Annotated in this window: 11 protein-coding genes; 4 read left to right on the top strand and 7 right to left on the bottom strand. The window is 77.4% G+C overall.

Annotation, left to right across the window (positions count from 1 at the left end):
- Positions 1 to 604 precede the first annotated feature (604 nt).
- On the bottom strand, positions 605 to 3,442 hold the full coding sequence (locus ACZ5NJ_RS21495) for a helix-turn-helix transcriptional regulator (protein WP_468766685.1): 2,838 nt from the start codon (positions 3,440 to 3,442) through the stop codon (positions 605 to 607).
- 364 nt (positions 3,443 to 3,806) lie between these two features.
- Here ACZ5NJ_RS21495 and ACZ5NJ_RS21490 point away from each other — a divergent pair, with 364 nt between their 5' ends.
- Complete coding sequence (locus ACZ5NJ_RS21490; RefSeq protein WP_468766683.1) at positions 3,807 to 4,616, top strand: 4'-phosphopantetheinyl transferase family protein; 810 nt, start codon at positions 3,807 to 3,809, stop codon at positions 4,614 to 4,616.
- Positions 4,617 to 4,694: 78 nt separating this feature from the next.
- On the opposite strand, the gene ACZ5NJ_RS21485 is transcribed toward ACZ5NJ_RS21490, so the two are convergent.
- Positions 4,695 to 5,921: an MFS transporter gene (locus tag ACZ5NJ_RS21485; protein ID WP_468766682.1), complete on the bottom strand. Its 1,227-nt coding sequence runs from the start codon at positions 5,919 to 5,921 to the stop codon at positions 4,695 to 4,697.
- A 94-nt stretch (positions 5,922 to 6,015) separates the two neighbouring features.
- On the opposite strand from ACZ5NJ_RS21485, the gene ACZ5NJ_RS21480 reads away from it, so the two are divergent.
- Together ACZ5NJ_RS21480 and ACZ5NJ_RS21475 are read left to right on the top strand one after the other, a co-directional pair.
- On the top strand, positions 6,016 to 6,612 hold the full coding sequence (locus ACZ5NJ_RS21480; RefSeq protein WP_468766681.1) for a CGNR zinc finger domain-containing protein: 597 nt from the start codon (positions 6,016 to 6,018) through the stop codon (positions 6,610 to 6,612).
- A gap of 160 nt (positions 6,613 to 6,772) precedes the next feature.
- Positions 6,773 to 7,237, top strand: a complete 465-nt coding sequence (locus tag ACZ5NJ_RS21475; protein WP_468766680.1) for a hypothetical protein — start codon at positions 6,773 to 6,775, stop codon at positions 7,235 to 7,237.
- Between the two features lie 6 nt (positions 7,238 to 7,243).
- On the opposite strand, the gene ACZ5NJ_RS21470 is transcribed toward ACZ5NJ_RS21475, so the two are convergent.
- Entirely contained in the window at positions 7,244 to 9,262 is a 2,019-nt protein-coding gene (locus tag ACZ5NJ_RS21470; protein WP_468766679.1) for a PE-PGRS family protein, read from the bottom strand.
- A 264-nt stretch (positions 9,263 to 9,526) separates the two neighbouring features.
- Between ACZ5NJ_RS21470 and ACZ5NJ_RS21465 the strand changes: the two genes are divergently transcribed.
- On the top strand, positions 9,527 to 10,561 hold the full coding sequence (locus tag ACZ5NJ_RS21465) for a helix-turn-helix transcriptional regulator (protein WP_468766678.1): 1,035 nt from the start codon (positions 9,527 to 9,529) through the stop codon (positions 10,559 to 10,561).
- Here the strand turns inward: ACZ5NJ_RS21465 and ACZ5NJ_RS21460 are convergent.
- The 4 genes from ACZ5NJ_RS21460 to ACZ5NJ_RS21445 form a co-directional block, all read right to left on the bottom strand.
- Complete coding sequence (locus tag ACZ5NJ_RS21460; RefSeq protein WP_468766677.1) at positions 10,552 to 11,511, bottom strand: SDR family oxidoreductase; 960 nt, start codon at positions 11,509 to 11,511, stop codon at positions 10,552 to 10,554. The two genes, ACZ5NJ_RS21465 and ACZ5NJ_RS21460, sit on opposite strands and share 10 nt — an antisense overlap.
- 74 nt (positions 11,512 to 11,585) lie before the next feature.
- Positions 11,586 to 13,301 carry a PP2C family protein-serine/threonine phosphatase gene (locus ACZ5NJ_RS21455; RefSeq protein WP_468766676.1) on the bottom strand — a complete coding sequence of 572 codons (1,716 nt, stop codon included), beginning with the start codon at positions 13,299 to 13,301 and terminating at the stop codon, positions 11,586 to 11,588.
- Between the two features lie 331 nt (positions 13,302 to 13,632).
- Positions 13,633 to 14,007, bottom strand: coding sequence for a VOC family protein (locus ACZ5NJ_RS21450; protein WP_468766675.1), 375 nt, complete (start codon positions 14,005 to 14,007; stop codon positions 13,633 to 13,635).
- Positions 14,004 to 14,984, bottom strand: coding sequence for a LysR family transcriptional regulator (locus tag ACZ5NJ_RS21445; protein WP_468766674.1), 981 nt, complete (start codon positions 14,982 to 14,984; stop codon positions 14,004 to 14,006). Before ACZ5NJ_RS21445 ends, ACZ5NJ_RS21450 begins: the two co-directional genes overlap by 4 nt.
- Positions 14,985 to 15,013 lie beyond the last annotated feature (29 nt).

The raw sequence follows: 15,013 nt of genomic DNA, 5'->3' as shown, positions 1-15,013 counted from the left end.
CCAAGGCCGGGGTCGGACCGAAGGTCCGGGTCCAAGCCAAGGCCGGGTCGGACCGAAGGTCCGGGTCCAAGCCCCGGTTCGAGCCGGGGTTCGGATCCACTCCAAGCCCCGTCCGACCCGCAGTCCGGCACCACGCCAAGCCCCGGGCCGAGCCACAGCCCGGATCCAAGCCGAGCCCGGGGCCGAACCAAGGCCCGGGCCGGGCCGAGGTCCAGGTCGGGCCGAGGTCCAGGTCGGGCCGTGGCCCAGGTCCGGGTCCGGTCCGGGTCCGGGCCGTAGCCCAAATCCAGGTCGTGGCCCAAGCCCAGGTCGTAACCCCGCTCCAGGTCGTAGCCCAACTCTGGGCCGCACCCCAGGTCCGAGCCCGGGCCCCAGCTCCGAACCGCCGCCCCGCCCGCCGGCCCCCTCCGCCGGGCCAGCCCCTCCACCCCCGCCGGGTCCGGGCCGAGGTCCCGGCGTAGGGGTGCGGCCGAAAGGCCGGCCCCGTCGGGCGTGGAGGGGTCCGCCGGGCGGTCTCGTGTCGGAGGCCGGTCGGGGGCGCCGGGGGGCCGGGGCGGTCGGGGGCCGGGCGGGGGCGGTCCCGGGCCGTCCCGGGGTGGGCGGGCTATGGCGGGGCCTGCGGGGTGGCCCGTACCCGGCCCGTCGGGTGGGGTACGGCGGGGCGGGAGGCGAGGCCGCGCGGGAGGTCGCCGCGGCCTCGGACGTCGAGCTTGCGGTAGACGTTGGTCAGGTGCATCTCCACCGTGCGCGGGGTGATGAACAGCGACTCCGCGATCTTCTTGTTGCTGTGCCCGCGCTGCGCCAGCGTGGCGATCCGGCGCTCGCTGGGGGTCAGGGAGTCCACGGGGGCGACGGCCAGCTGCGGCATCCGTCCGCCCGCGGTCACCAGCGCATCGCGGGCGGTGGCGGTCAGCGCGTGGGAACCGCAGCGCGTGGAGAGTTCGATGGCCTGGCGCAGGTGGCCCCGCGCCCCCCGGGCGTCGCCGAGGCCGAGCAGCTCCCGGCCCAGCCGGTACTCGGCCCGCGCGAGTTCGAGCCGGGCCGGAGAGCCGGCCAGCGTGTCCACGGCCTCGGCCAGCAGCTCCGTACGGGCCCGGCCCGCGACGACCGAGGCCGCCGCGACCAGCCCGAGCCCCAGGGCGCGCGGCGTGCCCCAGCTCCGGGCCCGCTCGCGGGCGGCCTCCACGAGCCCGGCGGCCTCGGCGCCCCGGCCGAGGCGGCCCAGCGTGGTGGCGGTCGGCAGCCACCACGGGGCGAGGACCGGGTTGGCGATGCCCGCCTCCTCCTGGCTGCGCCCGCACCGCCGCCACAGCTCCAGCGCCCCTTCGAGGTCGCCGCGTTCCCGGCGGACTCGCCCCGCGGTGTACAGGTAGAGGTGCCATTCCCAGACGCTGCGGTCCAGGTGGCCGGCGGTGCGGGCGAGTCCGTCGAGCACGGCGCCGGCCCGGGCGGCCTCGCCCTGGGAGAGCAGGACGGCGCTCAGGGCGAGGTGGGCGAGGGGCGGCGCTCCGGCCGGGCCGGTGACCTCGGTGGCGGCCCAGGCGTCCCGCGCGGCGGCTGGGACGTCGCCGACGCCGTGGAGGATCAGGGAGCGGCCGGCCAGCGCGGCGCGGCGCGGCCACAGTGGCGGGTGTCCGGCGGCGGACGGGGACAGCGCCCGGTCCAGGGCGGCGACGGCCTCGTCCACGCAGTCGGCGAGCGTGAGGACGGCGGAGGAGCAGAACAGCCCCCAGCCGGCGGTGCCGGGTTCGTCGGCGCGCAGGGCCTGGCGGGCGAGGGCGGCGGCCCGGGCCGCGGATCCGCCGTCCAGGGCGGCGAAGGCGCTGAGCGCGGCGAGCAGGCGGCGGTCGGCCGGGCCGTGCCCGGTCGGTACGGGCAGGGCGGCGGCCCGGGCGCGGGCGGCGGGCAGCGCCGTCCGGTCGTTGACGGCGGTGGCCAGCAGGGCGGATTCGACGGTCGTGCGCAGGTCCCGGTCGGCGGGGTCTCCCCCGTCGTCCGGGGGGCCGGTCAGTCCGTCCAGGACCCGCTCCAGTAACCGCAGGCCCTCGGGGGCCCGGCGGGTGCCGAGCGCCATCATGGCGTACTGCACGGCGACGGGGGCCTGTCCGCGCGGGTCGGGGGTGAGGGCCAGGGCCTGGCGCAGGTGCCAGAGGGCGTGGGCGGGGGTGACGACGGTACGGCTGGCGGCGCGGGCCAGTTCCACGTGCAGGCCGCCGCGTTCGGCGTCGCCGAGGCCGCGGCCCGCGTCACCGCGCAGCCAGCGCCCGGCGGCTCTGACGGTCGCCCGGGTGGGCGCCTCGGCGGCGGCGTCGCGCAGCACGGCGAACATCCACGGCTCGTCGATCCGGTCCAGCGGGGCGAGTTGTTCGGCGACCTCGGGGGCGGGCCGTCCGGCGTCGCTGAGGACGCGGGCGGCGCGCACCCGCAGGTCCCGCAGTTCGGGTCCGGGCAGGGCGGCGAGCACCGCGCCGCGCACCCCCTCGCACATGCGGGGCGGTGAGTCCGGCAGTACGGCCCCGGTCCGGCGCAGTGACTTCAGCGCGCAGTCCACGGCGCCGGGGTCCAGTCCGCAGAGCGCGGCGAGCAGGTCGGGGGCGGCCCGGCCGAGCACCGCGAGGGCGGTGGCCACCTGTCGGGCCCGGCGCGGGCCCGCGGCCAGCAGTTCGGGGACCCGTGAGGTCAGTACGCCCTGGTGGACGGTGCCGAGCTGGTGCACGGCGTCGGCGTCGGGCGGGATGCCGAGGGTGCGCAGGGCGGTGAACAGCCGGTCCAGGAGCAGCGGGTTGCCGCCGGTGAGTTCGGCGCAGCGCCGGACGAAGCGCGGGTCCGCCGGTGCGCCGGAGATACGGGCGGCCATGCGCGCGATGCCGGCGTCGGTGAGCGGGGCGGGCTCCAGGGTGGCGCAGCGGCCCTGCGCGAGGATCTCGGCGAGGACGGGGGTTCCGGGGCCGGGGGCGTCCGTGCGCTGGGCGAGGACCAGCAGGAGGGGCCGGGAGGCGGCGTGGCGCAGGATGAAGTCGGCGCAGCGCAGGGAGGCTTCGTCGCACCACTGGGCGTCGTCGATCACCAGGGCCAGGGGTCCGGCGGCGAGCAGGTCCAGGGCGCGGCGGTGGAGGACGTGCCGGTCGTGGTGCGGGTCCCGGGGTGCGGTGCCGGCCGGGGAGCCGGGCGGGGGTGGGAGCAGGGCGTCCACCGTACGGGTGGGGGCCGGGCCGTGCGGGGGCGCGGCGGCGTGCCGGACGGTACAGCCGGCGGCGGCCAGCCGTTGCCGGGCGAGGGCCAGGAGGCGGGTCCTGCCGATTCCGGCGGGGCCGCGGACGAGAACGGCCCGCGCGGTTCCCGCCCGGGCGTCGGCGGCGTGGCGCAGCAGGGTTTCGAGTTCGGGGGTGGGCACGTCCGCGGCCGGGACCGGGCCCCGCGCCATTCCAGCGGTGAACACCATTGCGTTTCCCTCTTCCTTCGTGGAACCGCCTCCGGTCATCCGGCGGTACGACGCCGGAATGTCCCTGCGTGACCAAGATCGTAAGGGATGTGCCGTGGGAACTTGCCGCCGATCCGCTGGATTTGAGCCAGAATGTACTGGACCTTGGCCGAGGCACATGCCACGGTGCGCGGGCCGTCGGCGGAGAACTGCACCGGATTTCGGCCTTTCCGCACAGCCGAATTCCCTTTTCCCCGTGGCACGTAAGGCTCCGGGTCGGTTCTGCGGAGAAGAGGGCGGCCGATATCCGGCCATCAATTCCCGTTTCCCGGCTGGGTTATCGTGCCGGAGCAGCAGTTGGCCGCCGAACCCACCGGAGTGTTGCGTGCTGTCCCACCTGGAGCTGTCCTGCCCGCCGCCCGGCTGGCCGCCCGCCGCCTGGCCGGGGCCGCGGTCCCGGCCGGCCGGCGGCTCGGTGGACCTGTGGCTGTTCCACGTCCCGGACTCCGGGCTGCGCTCGGTGGTCCTCGACCGGTCTCCGCTGGACGGGGAGGAACGGGCGCGGGTCGCCGCCTTCGTGTACCCGCTGGACCGGGGCCGTTACGTGGCCGCGCACCTGGCGCTGCGCCGGGTGCTGTGTGCCTACGAGGGCGTCGCGCCGGCGGAGTTGGCGTTCGTGCGCCGGCCGTGCCCCTGCTGCGGCGGCCCCCACGGGCGGCCGGCCCTGGCCGGTGCCGGCGCACCGCACTTCTCGCTGTCCCACACGGGCGGTCTGGTCCTGATCGGGGTGGCCGGGCGGCCGGTGGGCGTGGACGTGGAGGCGCTGCCGCCGCCGCACAAGGCGGCCACCGTGGGCGAGTCCCTGCACCCCGCCGAGCGGCGGGCGGTCCGCGCCGCGCAGCCCGCCCTGCGGCCCGCCGTGTTCGCCCGTCTGTGGGCCCGCAAGGAGGCCTACCTCAAGGGACTCGGGACGGGGGTGGGCCGCAACCCGGGCCTGGACTACCTCGGGGACCCGGGTGTCGGGGCGCCCGCGCGGCCGTCCGGCTGGGCCGTGCGGGACGTGCCGGTGGGGCCGGAGCACGCGGCGGCGGTGGCCCTGGAACGGCCTGCGGGCAGCGGCCCCGAACTCACCGTCCGTCCCCACTACCTGGGCGTCCTGGACACCGCCGCCGCCGACGCCCTGACCGGCCGCTGAACCCGTACCGGGTGCCGCTGCGCGGAGCCGTCTTCCCGGCCCGCCCCTTCTCCGTCCCGCCTCGACCGCCGGCGCGGCTCAAGGCACGCTGCGCTCCCCCGCGCGAACGGCAGGGTGGGTGCGGGCGTGCAGGAGCGGGCCGGTGGCCAGGAGGTGGGTTGCCGCCAGGGCGAGGCAGAGGGCCGCGGCGCCGGTCCACAGGGCCGTGGCGCCGAGGTGTTCGAGCGTCTGGGTGGTGGTGACGGGGGCGGCGACGGTGGCGATGCCCCAGCTGATGCCGTACGCCGCCAGGTAGCGGTCGGCGCCGCCCTCCGGTGCCAGGCCCGCCACCACGCCGAAGACGCGGGCCAGGACGAGCACCTCCCCGACACCGCACAGGGCGGTGGCCGCCACGAACGCGGGCAGGTGCGGCGCGAGCGCGTACCCGGCCAGCCCGAGCGCCAGCAGGACATGGCCGAGCGCGAGGGCCGCGGCGTCGGAGAGCGCGGCGAGCCGGCGCAGCCGCAGCGCCGGCTGGAAGACGACGGCCGTCACGGCCGAGGCGGTGAACAGCAGCCCCGCGTCGGCGGGTTGGAGGCCCCGCCGGGCCAGGGCCAGCGGCAGGCCCATCACGATCTGCGTCGAGACGAGCGCGAACAGGGTGCCGGAGGCGAACACCGCGCACAGCGCCCGGTCCCGCCAGGGACGAACCCGCTCCGCGCCCGCACCCGCACCCGCACCCGCACCCGCACCCGCACCCCGGCGGGCGGACGGCCGCCCGGGCGGATCGGCGGGCAGTGCCACGTGCAGCACGAGCGCGCACAGCAGGCAGGTCAGCGCGTCGGCGACGAACAGCCAGCGCAGGTCCCACCGCCCGAGGACCGCGGCCAGCAGGCCCGCGCCGGCCCCGCCCGCGGCCAGCCCGGCACCCAACAGGCCGAAGGCGCGGACCCGTTCGTCCGGGGCCACCGCCTCGGCGATCAGCGCCTGGCTCGGCGGCTCGTACAGCTCGAACGCCAGGCCGAGCAGGATCGCGAAGGCGGCCACCGCGGCCAGGGATCCCGCCGCGGCGATCCCGAGCTGCGCGACGGCGCATCCGGTCAGGCCGAGAACGATCGTGCGGCGGCGCCCGAGGGCGCCGGCCAGCCGTCCCCCGGCGAGCCGTGACGGGATGGTCGCGAGGCCGAAGGCCGCCGAGAGCAGCCCGGCCGTCGTGGCGCCCGCGCCGAAGTCCGTGCTGATCAGGACGGTCAGGAAGGGCAGCGAGAAGGCGCCGAGACGGTTGACCGCCCGCGCCGCCACCAACAGCCGTACGCTCCGTGGCATACCGGCCCCCCCCCCCCCACCCCGTGACTGTCGAATGAACTAATGTCAGTGACGAACAGGAACGCTAGCCCTGGAAGGAGTGACTGGTCAAGTGATGTTCGACAGTCACGTTGCGCTGCTGCTGGAGCACGCCGCATCGCTCGTGAACGCGCTCACGGACGGAGAGGCCCGCGGCCGCCCCTACGCCGCCCCGCGCGGAGCGGAGCTGCCCGCGGCGATCGACGGCGCCGTGTCGCGCACCGCGGGCTCGCTCCCGCGCACCCTCGACGCCGCTCAGGCGGACTACCTGGTCGCGGCGGCGTGCCGGATGCGCGAGGTCTTCCGGGCCATGCAGGACGGCCGGCAGGACGACGCTGCCGCCGCCGTCAACGGCCTGCTGCGCGACAGCGGGGCCCGGCCCCGCCTGGACCGGGCGGGCGACGGCGGACGGGACGGGGAGACCGGGTGGCAGGTGCACTTCCACGGCGCCGACGACTCGTTCGCGGCGGGCCACAGCGCCGCCTGCGCCACCGGGCTGGCCCTGGCGGTGGGCGGCGGCCTGGCGAGCCGGCTGGGCGTGTGCCGGGCCGACCGCTGCGACCGCGTGTACGTCGACACGACCCGGAACGGGGCACGCCAGTTCTGCTCGACGGCCTGTCAGAACCGCACCAAGGCCGCGGCCTTCCGCGCGCGCCGGGGAACGGGCGCCTGACGGGACCCCGCGCGCCCCGGCACTTCGCCGGCGGGACGGGGCGCCCCGCGGCGGGCCCGGGCCCCTCCGCAGGGGGCCCGTGGCGCCGCCGTGCCCTGAACTACAGTGAGGGCCCGACCGCCGTGGCGGCGCACCGACGTGAGGACGGACCCGACAGCCCATGTGGCCTTCGATCATCGCCGTACTCGGCACCCTGGCCGGCGCCCTCACCGCCGGGGTCCTCCAGCAGCGGGCCGCCCGGACCGCGCGCGCCGAGCAGCGCGCCGACGCCCACCGACAGGACCAGCTCGGCGCCGTCACGGACTTCGCCGAGGCCCTGGACGCGCACCGCTCGGCGATCTTCCACCGGGAGCGCCTGACCCTCGCCGAGGCCGGGGAGGAGCACCGGCTGGAGGCCCAGACCAGGTCCCACGACACCCGGGCGGCGATCACCGCCCCCCACGTCCGCCTCCAGGTCCTGGTCCCCGAGCTGGCCGGTCCCGCCCAGCGGGCCGCCGACGCCACCTACGCCCTGCGCAACGCCACCAGCCGCGGCGAACTGGACGCCCTGCGGCGCACGGCCAAGGAAGCGACCGCCGCCTTCGTCGCCGCGGCCGCCGCGCGGCTGCGCCCCGACCACCGCTGACGTCGTTCAGGGGCGGGTGCCGCCGGGGCAGCGGGCGGCCATGGCCCGGAGGACGGGCGGCGGAACGGCCGGGTTGCGGGCGGCGACGGAGGCCGTGTCCGGGTCGAGCAGCCGCGCCGCGAGCACGCCCGCGGGCAGCGCGCGGTGGCCGAGCGCGAGGTTGCGTATCCCGTCGTCCGGGTCCTCCGCCAGGCGCGCCGCGTCGGCCGCCGACAGACGGGGGTCCTCGGCGGCCCGGCGGCGCACCTCGGGGTCGCGGTCGCGGGCGAAGCGGGCGACGAGCGCGGGCGTCGACAGAGGGTCGTCGAGTGCCAGCCGCCGCATCCGCCCGTGGGGGTCGTCGGCGTACCGCAGGAGGCCCGCACGGGGGAAGTTGGGGTGCGTACGGGGACGGCCCGGGGACGACAGGCTGCCGGTCCACCAGGTCCACACCCGCAGGAGCATCTCGGCGGGGGCGTCGTCGCAGGACTCGGCGAGGAACAGCTGCACGGCCCGGTCGGTGTCCCAGGCGAGGCGGGCGACCACGTCGGCCGGGAGGCGGCGGGCGCGGGCGACGCTGCGGCGCACCAGGACGTGGGAGGAGGCGGCGAGCCGGCGCATGGCCTCCGCGTCCCCGTGCAGCTCCGTGACCCAGTCCAGGACCCGGTACCGGCCGTCCGGGGCGATGGCGACGGGGATCGCGGCCCGCTGCTCCTCCGTGAGGTCCGCGCGGAGTGCGGCCGCGTGGCGGACCCCCTCGTCGGGGTCCGCGGCGAGCCGGGCCACGGCGTCCGGGGGCAGCCGGGGGTTCTCGGCGAGGGCCCCGCGCAGGGCGGCGTCCTCGGAGGCGAGGAGGTGGTCGACGAGGCCGGGGCCGAGGAGGCAGGACCGGGCCGCCCGTTCCCCGAGCGCCTCCCCCTCGAAGTCCTCCCGGCTGAGCGGGACTTCGGTGTGGTGGCGGAGCCGGGCCGCGGTCCGTACGGCAGCGGACGCGTCGGCGAGCAGGGCGCGGCGGCGCTCGGGGTGCAGGGCGGACCAGGCCCTCGGGCAGACCGCCGCCCGCACCTCGGGGTCGGGGTCCGCCGCCAGGGCGGCGGCGTCCCGGTCGGGCAGGCCGGTGAGCAGGGTCGCCTCGCACCGGACCCGGGCGGAGAAGTCGGCCGCCAGCGCGGCGTAGGTGCCGTCGTCGAGGACGCTGCGCGTGTCGGCCGCGGTCGCGGTGAGGACCCACCGCTCGCGTTCGGTCGCGGCCGCGCGGAACAGGCGGGTCCAGTGGGCGGGGCCGAGTTCCCGGCCCCGCCCGGCGACCCGGAGCCGGTGCTTCGGGTCGGGTGCGGCGAGGGCCGCCGCCACGGCCTCGTCCGGCGGGAGGCGCCACGCCAGGTCCGGGTGGCGGCGCATCAGCTCCAGCCGTACGTCGGGCGGGGTGCTCGGGTTGTCGACGAGACCCTTGTGCCAGTGGTCGAGGACGGTGGTCTCCGGGCCGGCCTGCGCGGGCGTGCGGGCGTCGTGTGCGCGCAGGCCGTCCGCGAACGCGGCCCAGACCGCCGCTCCCTCCTCGGGGGTCTCGCGGCCGGCGGCCTCGGCCGCCGCCCCGACGCGCGCGGTCCAGCCGGTCGGCGCGAGCAGCCGTGGGGTGCCGTCGACGGACACCGTCCCGGCCACCGTCTCCCCGTCCGTCGCGGCCAGCAGCAGTCCACGGGGGTCGGGGTCCGCCCCGGTGAGCAGCCCCGCGACGGCGACGACCGGGTCCGGGGCCAGGCTGCGCACGCGGTGCCACGCCCGGCCGCCACTGCCGCGCGGGGCGTGGGGGCCGCCGAAGGCCAGCAGGAACTCCCGGCCCCCGCCGAGCACGAGCCGGGCCGCCCGGGCGGGCCCGGTCGCGGCTTCGCCGGCCCGGGCGGCGTCGTCCAGCAGGCGCCGGGCCGCCCGGGCCCTCCTCACGCCCGGGACCCACCAGGTGCCGACGGGCTCCAGGCCCATGGTGGCCAGCAGGGCCGCGTGACCGTCCCGGTCCCGCCGCCGTTCGTCGTGCGCGCTCGCCACGTCCTGGTCCCTTCTCCCCCACCGGCCCCTCCGGCCCGCTCATCCTCCACGACCGCACCCCACCCGAACCCGGCGGGTCGCCCCCGAGGGCGGCGGCGTCGGCACCCGCCCGCCGGTGTTCCGGGCCGAGAGGGGTGGCCAGGGCCTCCTGGACCGTCAGGCGATCGTCGGTCACGGCAGCGGACCAGGTCATGACCACGGCCGCGCGGAGCCGGAGACGACCGGCCGTGCGGGCCCCCGCCCGCCGGGCGGGATCATGGGGACATGCGTGCCGCCCGCCTGATCCGCATGGCCCTCCTCGTCCAGTCGAGCCCCGGCCTGACCGCCGCCGCACTGGCCCGGGAGCTGGACGTCTCCGAGCGTACGGTCATCCGCGACGCCCAGGCCCTGCAAGAGGCCGGCGTCCCCGTCCGGGCCGAGCGCGGGCGTACGGGCGGCTACCACCTGGCTCCGGGCCACCGGACCCGGCTGACCACGCTGCATCCGACCGAGGCGGAGACGCTCTACCTGTCCGGTCTGCCCGGCGCCCTGCGCGACCTCGGCCTGTCGGGCCCGGCGGACACGGCCCGGCTGAAGCTGTCGGCCACCCTGCTGCCCTCGCTGCGCGCGGCGGCCGAGTCGAGCGTACGGCGCTTCCACCTCGACGCCCCGGCCTGGTTCCGCGAGCCCTCCGCACCGGAGTCGCTGCCGGAGCTGGCCCGCGCCGTGTGGTCCGACCGCACGGTCGAGCTGGTGTACGCGCGGCCCGGCCGGGACGGGGCGGCGCCCGGCACGGTGGTCCGCCCGCTGGAGCCGTACGGGCTCGTCCTGAAGGCGGGGGTCTGGTACGTCGTGGGCCGGGTCCCGCGGGAGCGGCCCGGCCGGGCCGACGCGTGGCGCACCTACCGCGTCGACCGCATCGCGGCCCTGTCCGTCTCCCCAGGCGGCGAGGGGACCTTCGTCCGTGACCCGGGGTTCGACCTGGCCGCGCACTGGCAGGCCCGCTCCGCCGAGTTCGCCCGGGCGCTGCTGCGCGCGACCGTCACCGTCCGGCTGACGGAGCGGGGGCTGCGGCGCCTTTCCGCCGTCGCGGATCCGGCGGGCGCGGCCGAGGCGCTGGCGTCCGCGTCCGCGCCGGATGCCGCCGGGCGCGTCACCGTCGAGCTGCCGGTGGAGTCGCAGGAGGTCGCGCTGGACCAGCTGAGCCGTCTGGGGGCGGACGCGGAGGTGCTGTCCCCGCAGGGCCTGCGCGCGCTCTTCCGGGAGCGCGCGCGGGCCCTCGCCGCCCTGTACGGGGCGGAGCCGGAGGATCAGCGGTAGTCGTCGGCCGAGCCGTCCTTCCCGGAGACCCTGACGTCCTCCAGGTACGCCCAGGCGTCCGGGCGGCTGCCGTCCACGTCCCGTACGCCGTAGACCCTGGCGAGTTCCCCGCTGGACGTGGACCCGCCGTTCCAGCGGGCCGCCCGGTCCGGGTCGGCGACGAGTGCGGCGACCCCGCGGGCGAGGTAGTGGGGGGACTCGGCGATGGCGAAGTCCGGTTCCCGGGCGATGGCGTCGCGCCAGTTCTCCTCCGTGACGCCGAAGTGGGCGAGCATCTGCTCCGAGCGCAGGAAGCCCGGGGTGACGGCGACGGCCGTGCCCCCGTACTCGGCCAGTTCCCGGCCCAGGCCGAAGGCGATCCGGAGGGGGGCGGTCTTCGCGAGGTCGTAGTAGAGGTTCTCGCGGTACCGGCGGTTGGAGTGGGCCGTGCCGTCGGTGACCTCCACGTGCAGCGGGGCGTCCGAGCGGATCAGGAGCGGGAGGGCGAGCGCCGCGGTGATCACGTGCGAGCGCACCCCGAGGTCCAGGATGCGCAGTCCGTCGGCGAGCGGGGTCTCCCAGGTCTTCTTGCCGAACACGGAGCCGGCGGTGAGGTGTTCGCCGCCCCAGAGGTCGTTGACGAGGATGTCGAGCCGCCCCTGCTCGCGGTCGATGCGGTCGACGAGGGCCCGTACGCGCTCCTCGTCCAGGTGGTCGGTGGGGACGGCGGTGCCGGTGCCGCCGGCCGCCGTGACGAGTTCCGCGGTCTCCTCGATGGTCTCCGTGGTCCGGCCGACCTCGCTGACGTGTTCGCGGGTGGTGCGGCCGGTGACGTAGACGGTGGCGCCGGCGCGGCCGAGTTCGACGGCGAGGGCGCGGCCGGCGCCGCGGGTGGCCCCGGCGACGAGCGCGATCCGGCCGGCGAGCGGGGCCTGCGGGGAGGGGTGCGGGGTGGTGGTGTCGTTTGCCATGCCACCACCGTGCATGCCAAAGGTGACAGATCACGTCACCTTTTCACGCGGGTGTCCGCGGATGTCCCGGGATTTCAGAGGACTTCGACCACCACCAGGCAGGTGTCGTCCTCCAGGCGGTCGTCGGCGCAGCGGGCGACCACCGCGTCGAGGGTCTGGCGGGCGTCGCTGCCGGCGCAGTCCGTGAGGATCCGGCGGAGGGCGTCGACGCCGTCCTCCAGGTCCTCGCCGCGCCGCTCGACCAGTCCGTCGGTGTAGAGCACCAGGAGGTCTCCCCGTTCCAGCGCCACCTCGTCCACCGCGTACGCCTCACCGGGCAGCAGGCCCAGGAGCGGCCCCCGGTGCCGGGTGCCGAGCGCGGTGGCCGTGGAGCCGTGCAGCAGGAGCGGCGCCGGATGGCCCGCACAGGCCCAGACCAGCCGGCGGTCGGGGTGGAGGTGGCCGATGACCGACGTGGCCGTCTCGGCGGAGGCGTCCGAGCACACGAGTTCGTTGAGCCAGGTCGTCAGCTGCCCGGCGTCGCTGTCGGGGGTGTGGGCCAGTCCGGCCAGGGCGTGCCGCTGCTGCGCCATGCGTGCGACCGCGGCGAGCCCGTGGCCGCACGCGTCGCCGATGGCCAGCAGGATGCGGCCGTCGGGCAGGGCGCGGCACTTGTACCAGTCGCCGCCGACGGCGGCATCCTCCTCGACCGGCAGGTACGCGGCGGCGACGGCGTATCCCAGCCGGGCGATCTCCGAGGAGTGCCTCGGCAGCAGGGCCTCGCGCAGGGCGGAGGCGACGCGGTGTTCGGCGGCGGCCTCCTCGCGCAGCCGCTCGGTCTGGCGGCGGGTGGCGGCGAGGCGCTGCCTGCCGTGGATCACGGAAGTGAGGTCCCGTGCGATCAGGTGCAGGGCCCAGGGCAGGCCGTCCGTGGAGATGACGGGCCGGCCGATGACGTGGAGCGTGCGGACGTCGCCGTTCACGCGGAACCGGATGTCGGAGCCCGGCGGCTCCTCGCCGTCGAGCAGGGCCCGCAGCAGCCGTCCCCAGCGCGGTACGTCTTCGGGCAGCACCGCGTCGCACAGGCCGAGCAGGCCCAGGGGCCGGCCGGGAGGGGTCCGGAAGATGGCGCACAGCCCCTCGGACCAGGTGGTCTCGCCGGAGAGGAGGTCGAAGCGGGCCCAGCCCATGGAGGCGATGTACTGGGCCTCCAGCGACATGAGGTCCGCCGGGTCGTGGGCCGGGCGCCAGGTCATGAGCACCTGGCCGGAGCAGGACGCCGCGTCGTAGAGCAGCTTGGTCCGGTGCAGGCCGTCCGGCCTGCGCTCGGTGTAGTCGACGGGGAAGGCCCGCAGGGCGCGGCCGGTGTGCAGGACCTCCGTGAGGGAGTCCAGGAGTCCGGTGCCGTCCACGCCGGGCCGGACCTCACGCAGCCGTTTGCCCACCTGGTGGTCGGGGGCGTCGAGCCATGCGGCGGAGCGGACGTGGTTGCCGGCCCGGATGACGAAGTCCTCGGTCCGGCCGTCGTCGTCGGTGACGGGGGCCAGCAGCGCCGCCGAGACGGGGACGGCGGGGAGGGCGGCGCAGACGCACGCCCAGGGGTCGTGCCCCGCGGCGCCGTCCGCGTCCGCGCAGGAGTGACTGCGGTCGGCGCTGCCCCCGCAGGGGCATGCGGCGGGGGCGGGTCCGTCCGGTGGGGCGGGCCGCGGCTGGACGCCCGCCGACCGGCCGGCGGCGGCGCGCAGGAGGCCCACCTCGTGGATGATGAGCCGTTTGAGCGTCTCGGGATCCCGGGGAACGGCCGGACTCATGTTCGTCTCCCTCCGTCGCGGGACGGCACGCGCGACCGGCGCCTGCCCGCCCGGCGCGGGTTCACTCGCCCGGGAGGGCGGCAGCGGTCCGCCGCCGCCGCGCGGCTGATCACCCGGGAGGAGTTCGCCGCCCGTGACGGGCCGGGCCTTCGACGTCGGCCTCGACCCCGTGGGCGGCCCCACCCGCGCGACCGGCCGGGTGCGGCCGGCCCCGCACGGCCGGCCGGCGGTGTACGGGGCCCTCGCCGGCGCCGCTCAGCCTCCTGCGCGTGGCACCGCACCTCGCGTGACCGGCGGGCGGCCGACCCCGAGGAGGTGCGGCGGCCGCCCGTCAGTGGAGGCAGAGGCAGAACGGATGGCCGGCCGGGTCCGCGTAGACCCGCCAGTTGGCGGCCGGGCGGAGCCGGTCCGTGCGTTCCAGGAGGGTCGCGCCGAGGTCGAGCACCCGCTTCTCCTCCGCGTCGAGGTCGTCGACGTCGAAGTCGAGGTGGAGCTGCTGCGGGCGCTGCTGGCCGGGCCATTCGGGCGGCTGGTACCCGTCCACGCGCTGGCAGGCCAGCGGCGTCCCCTCGAACCCGCGCACCTCGACCCAGTCGGGGTCGTCGGGGTCCGTGACCACCCGGCCGCCGAGCAGGGCCGCGTAGAACTCCGCGAGCCGTACCGGATCGGCGCAGTCCAGCGCGATCGCCTGCAGTTTCCGCATCACGTCCGACACCCTGTCCCTCGGTCGCCCCCGCCTTGCCCCGTACGGGAGGGCTCGTACCCGCCCTCCGGGCCGGCATGCGTCCGGCTGCTTCCCGGGGACAGGACGGCGGACGCGAGGTGCTCGCGGAACCAGCGGTGCCCCGGGTCCGCCGAGTTGCGGGGGTGCCAGGCCATGCCGAGGTCCAGCGGTTCCAGGTCCAGGGGGACGGGGAAGGTCCGCAGTCCGAGGGCCTCGACGGTGCCGGGGAGCCAGTCGGCCAGGCTGAGGGCGACGAGGTCGGTGTCCCGGGCGAGCATCATCGCGCTCGTGTGGCTGGGCACGACGACGGCCGTCCGACGGCGCAGCCCGAGGGCCGCCAGGGCGGTGTCGATGGGGCCGAGGCGCTTGCCGAGCCGGGAGATGCCGATGTGGTCGGCCTCGGCGAAACGGCGGGCGTCGATCCGTTGGTCGAAGAGGGGGTGCCCGCTGCGGGCGATGCCCACCAGCGGCATCCGGGCGAGCCGCCGGGTCCGGATCTCCGGGTCCAGGTGTCCGAGGACGCCCAGTTCGACGTCCACCCAGCCCTGCCGCAGCCCGGGACCGCCCTCCACCGCCTCCGGGAGGAAGACGACGTCCACCCCCGGGGCCTCCGCGTGGATCCGCTCGCTCAGGCTCCCGGCCAGCCCCGCCAGGAGCAGGTCGGTGGCCTGCACGGTGAACGTGCGCTGGAGGTGCACGGCGTCGAACCCGGCGCCGGGCCGCAGCACGTCGTCACAGCCGCGCAGCAACGCCCCGACCTCCTCCCTGAGTTCCACGGCGCGCGGGGTGGGGACCAGCCCCTGGCCGGCCCGGACCAGCAGCGGGTCGCCGACGGCCCGGCGCAGCCGGGCCAGGCTGCGGCTGACCGCGGCGGGCGAGGTGCCCAGGCGCTCGGCGGCGCGGGTGACGCTGTTCTCCTGGAGCAGGGCGTCCAGGACGCGCAGCAGATTGAGATCCATGGACAGGCTGCTCCCGACTGCGGTTTTGC

The organism is Streptomyces sp. NPDC032091 (assembly GCF_055580265.1).
The sequence above is the reverse complement of the archived record's forward strand: the minus strand, read 5'-3'. Positions and strand labels throughout refer to the sequence as shown.

What these genes read in the sequence shown, in the direction of transcription:
- ACZ5NJ_RS21480 (WP_468766681.1), top strand. Translation starts at nt 6,016, where the DNA reads ATGTTCGACAGTCACGTTGCGCTGCTGCTGGAGCACGCCGCATCGCTC.
- ACZ5NJ_RS21445 (WP_468766674.1), bottom strand. Translation starts at nt 14,984, where the DNA reads ATGGATCTCAATCTGCTGCGCGTCCTGGACGCCCTGCTCCAGGAGAAC.
- ACZ5NJ_RS21485 (WP_468766682.1), bottom strand. Translation starts at nt 5,921, where the DNA reads ATGCCACGGAGCGTACGGCTGTTGGTGGCGGCGCGGGCGGTCAACCGT.
- ACZ5NJ_RS21475 (WP_468766680.1), top strand. Translation starts at nt 6,773, where the DNA reads ATGTGGCCTTCGATCATCGCCGTACTCGGCACCCTGGCCGGCGCCCTC.
- ACZ5NJ_RS21495 (WP_468766685.1), bottom strand. Translation starts at nt 3,442, where the DNA reads ATGGTGTTCACCGCTGGAATGGCGCGGGGCCCGGTCCCGGCCGCGGAC.
- ACZ5NJ_RS21465 (WP_468766678.1), top strand. Translation starts at nt 9,527, where the DNA reads ATGCGTGCCGCCCGCCTGATCCGCATGGCCCTCCTCGTCCAGTCGAGC.
- ACZ5NJ_RS21455 (WP_468766676.1), bottom strand. Translation starts at nt 13,301, where the DNA reads ATGAGTCCGGCCGTTCCCCGGGATCCCGAGACGCTCAAACGGCTCATC.
- ACZ5NJ_RS21460 (WP_468766677.1), bottom strand. Translation starts at nt 11,511, where the DNA reads ATGGCAAACGACACCACCACCCCGCACCCCTCCCCGCAGGCCCCGCTC.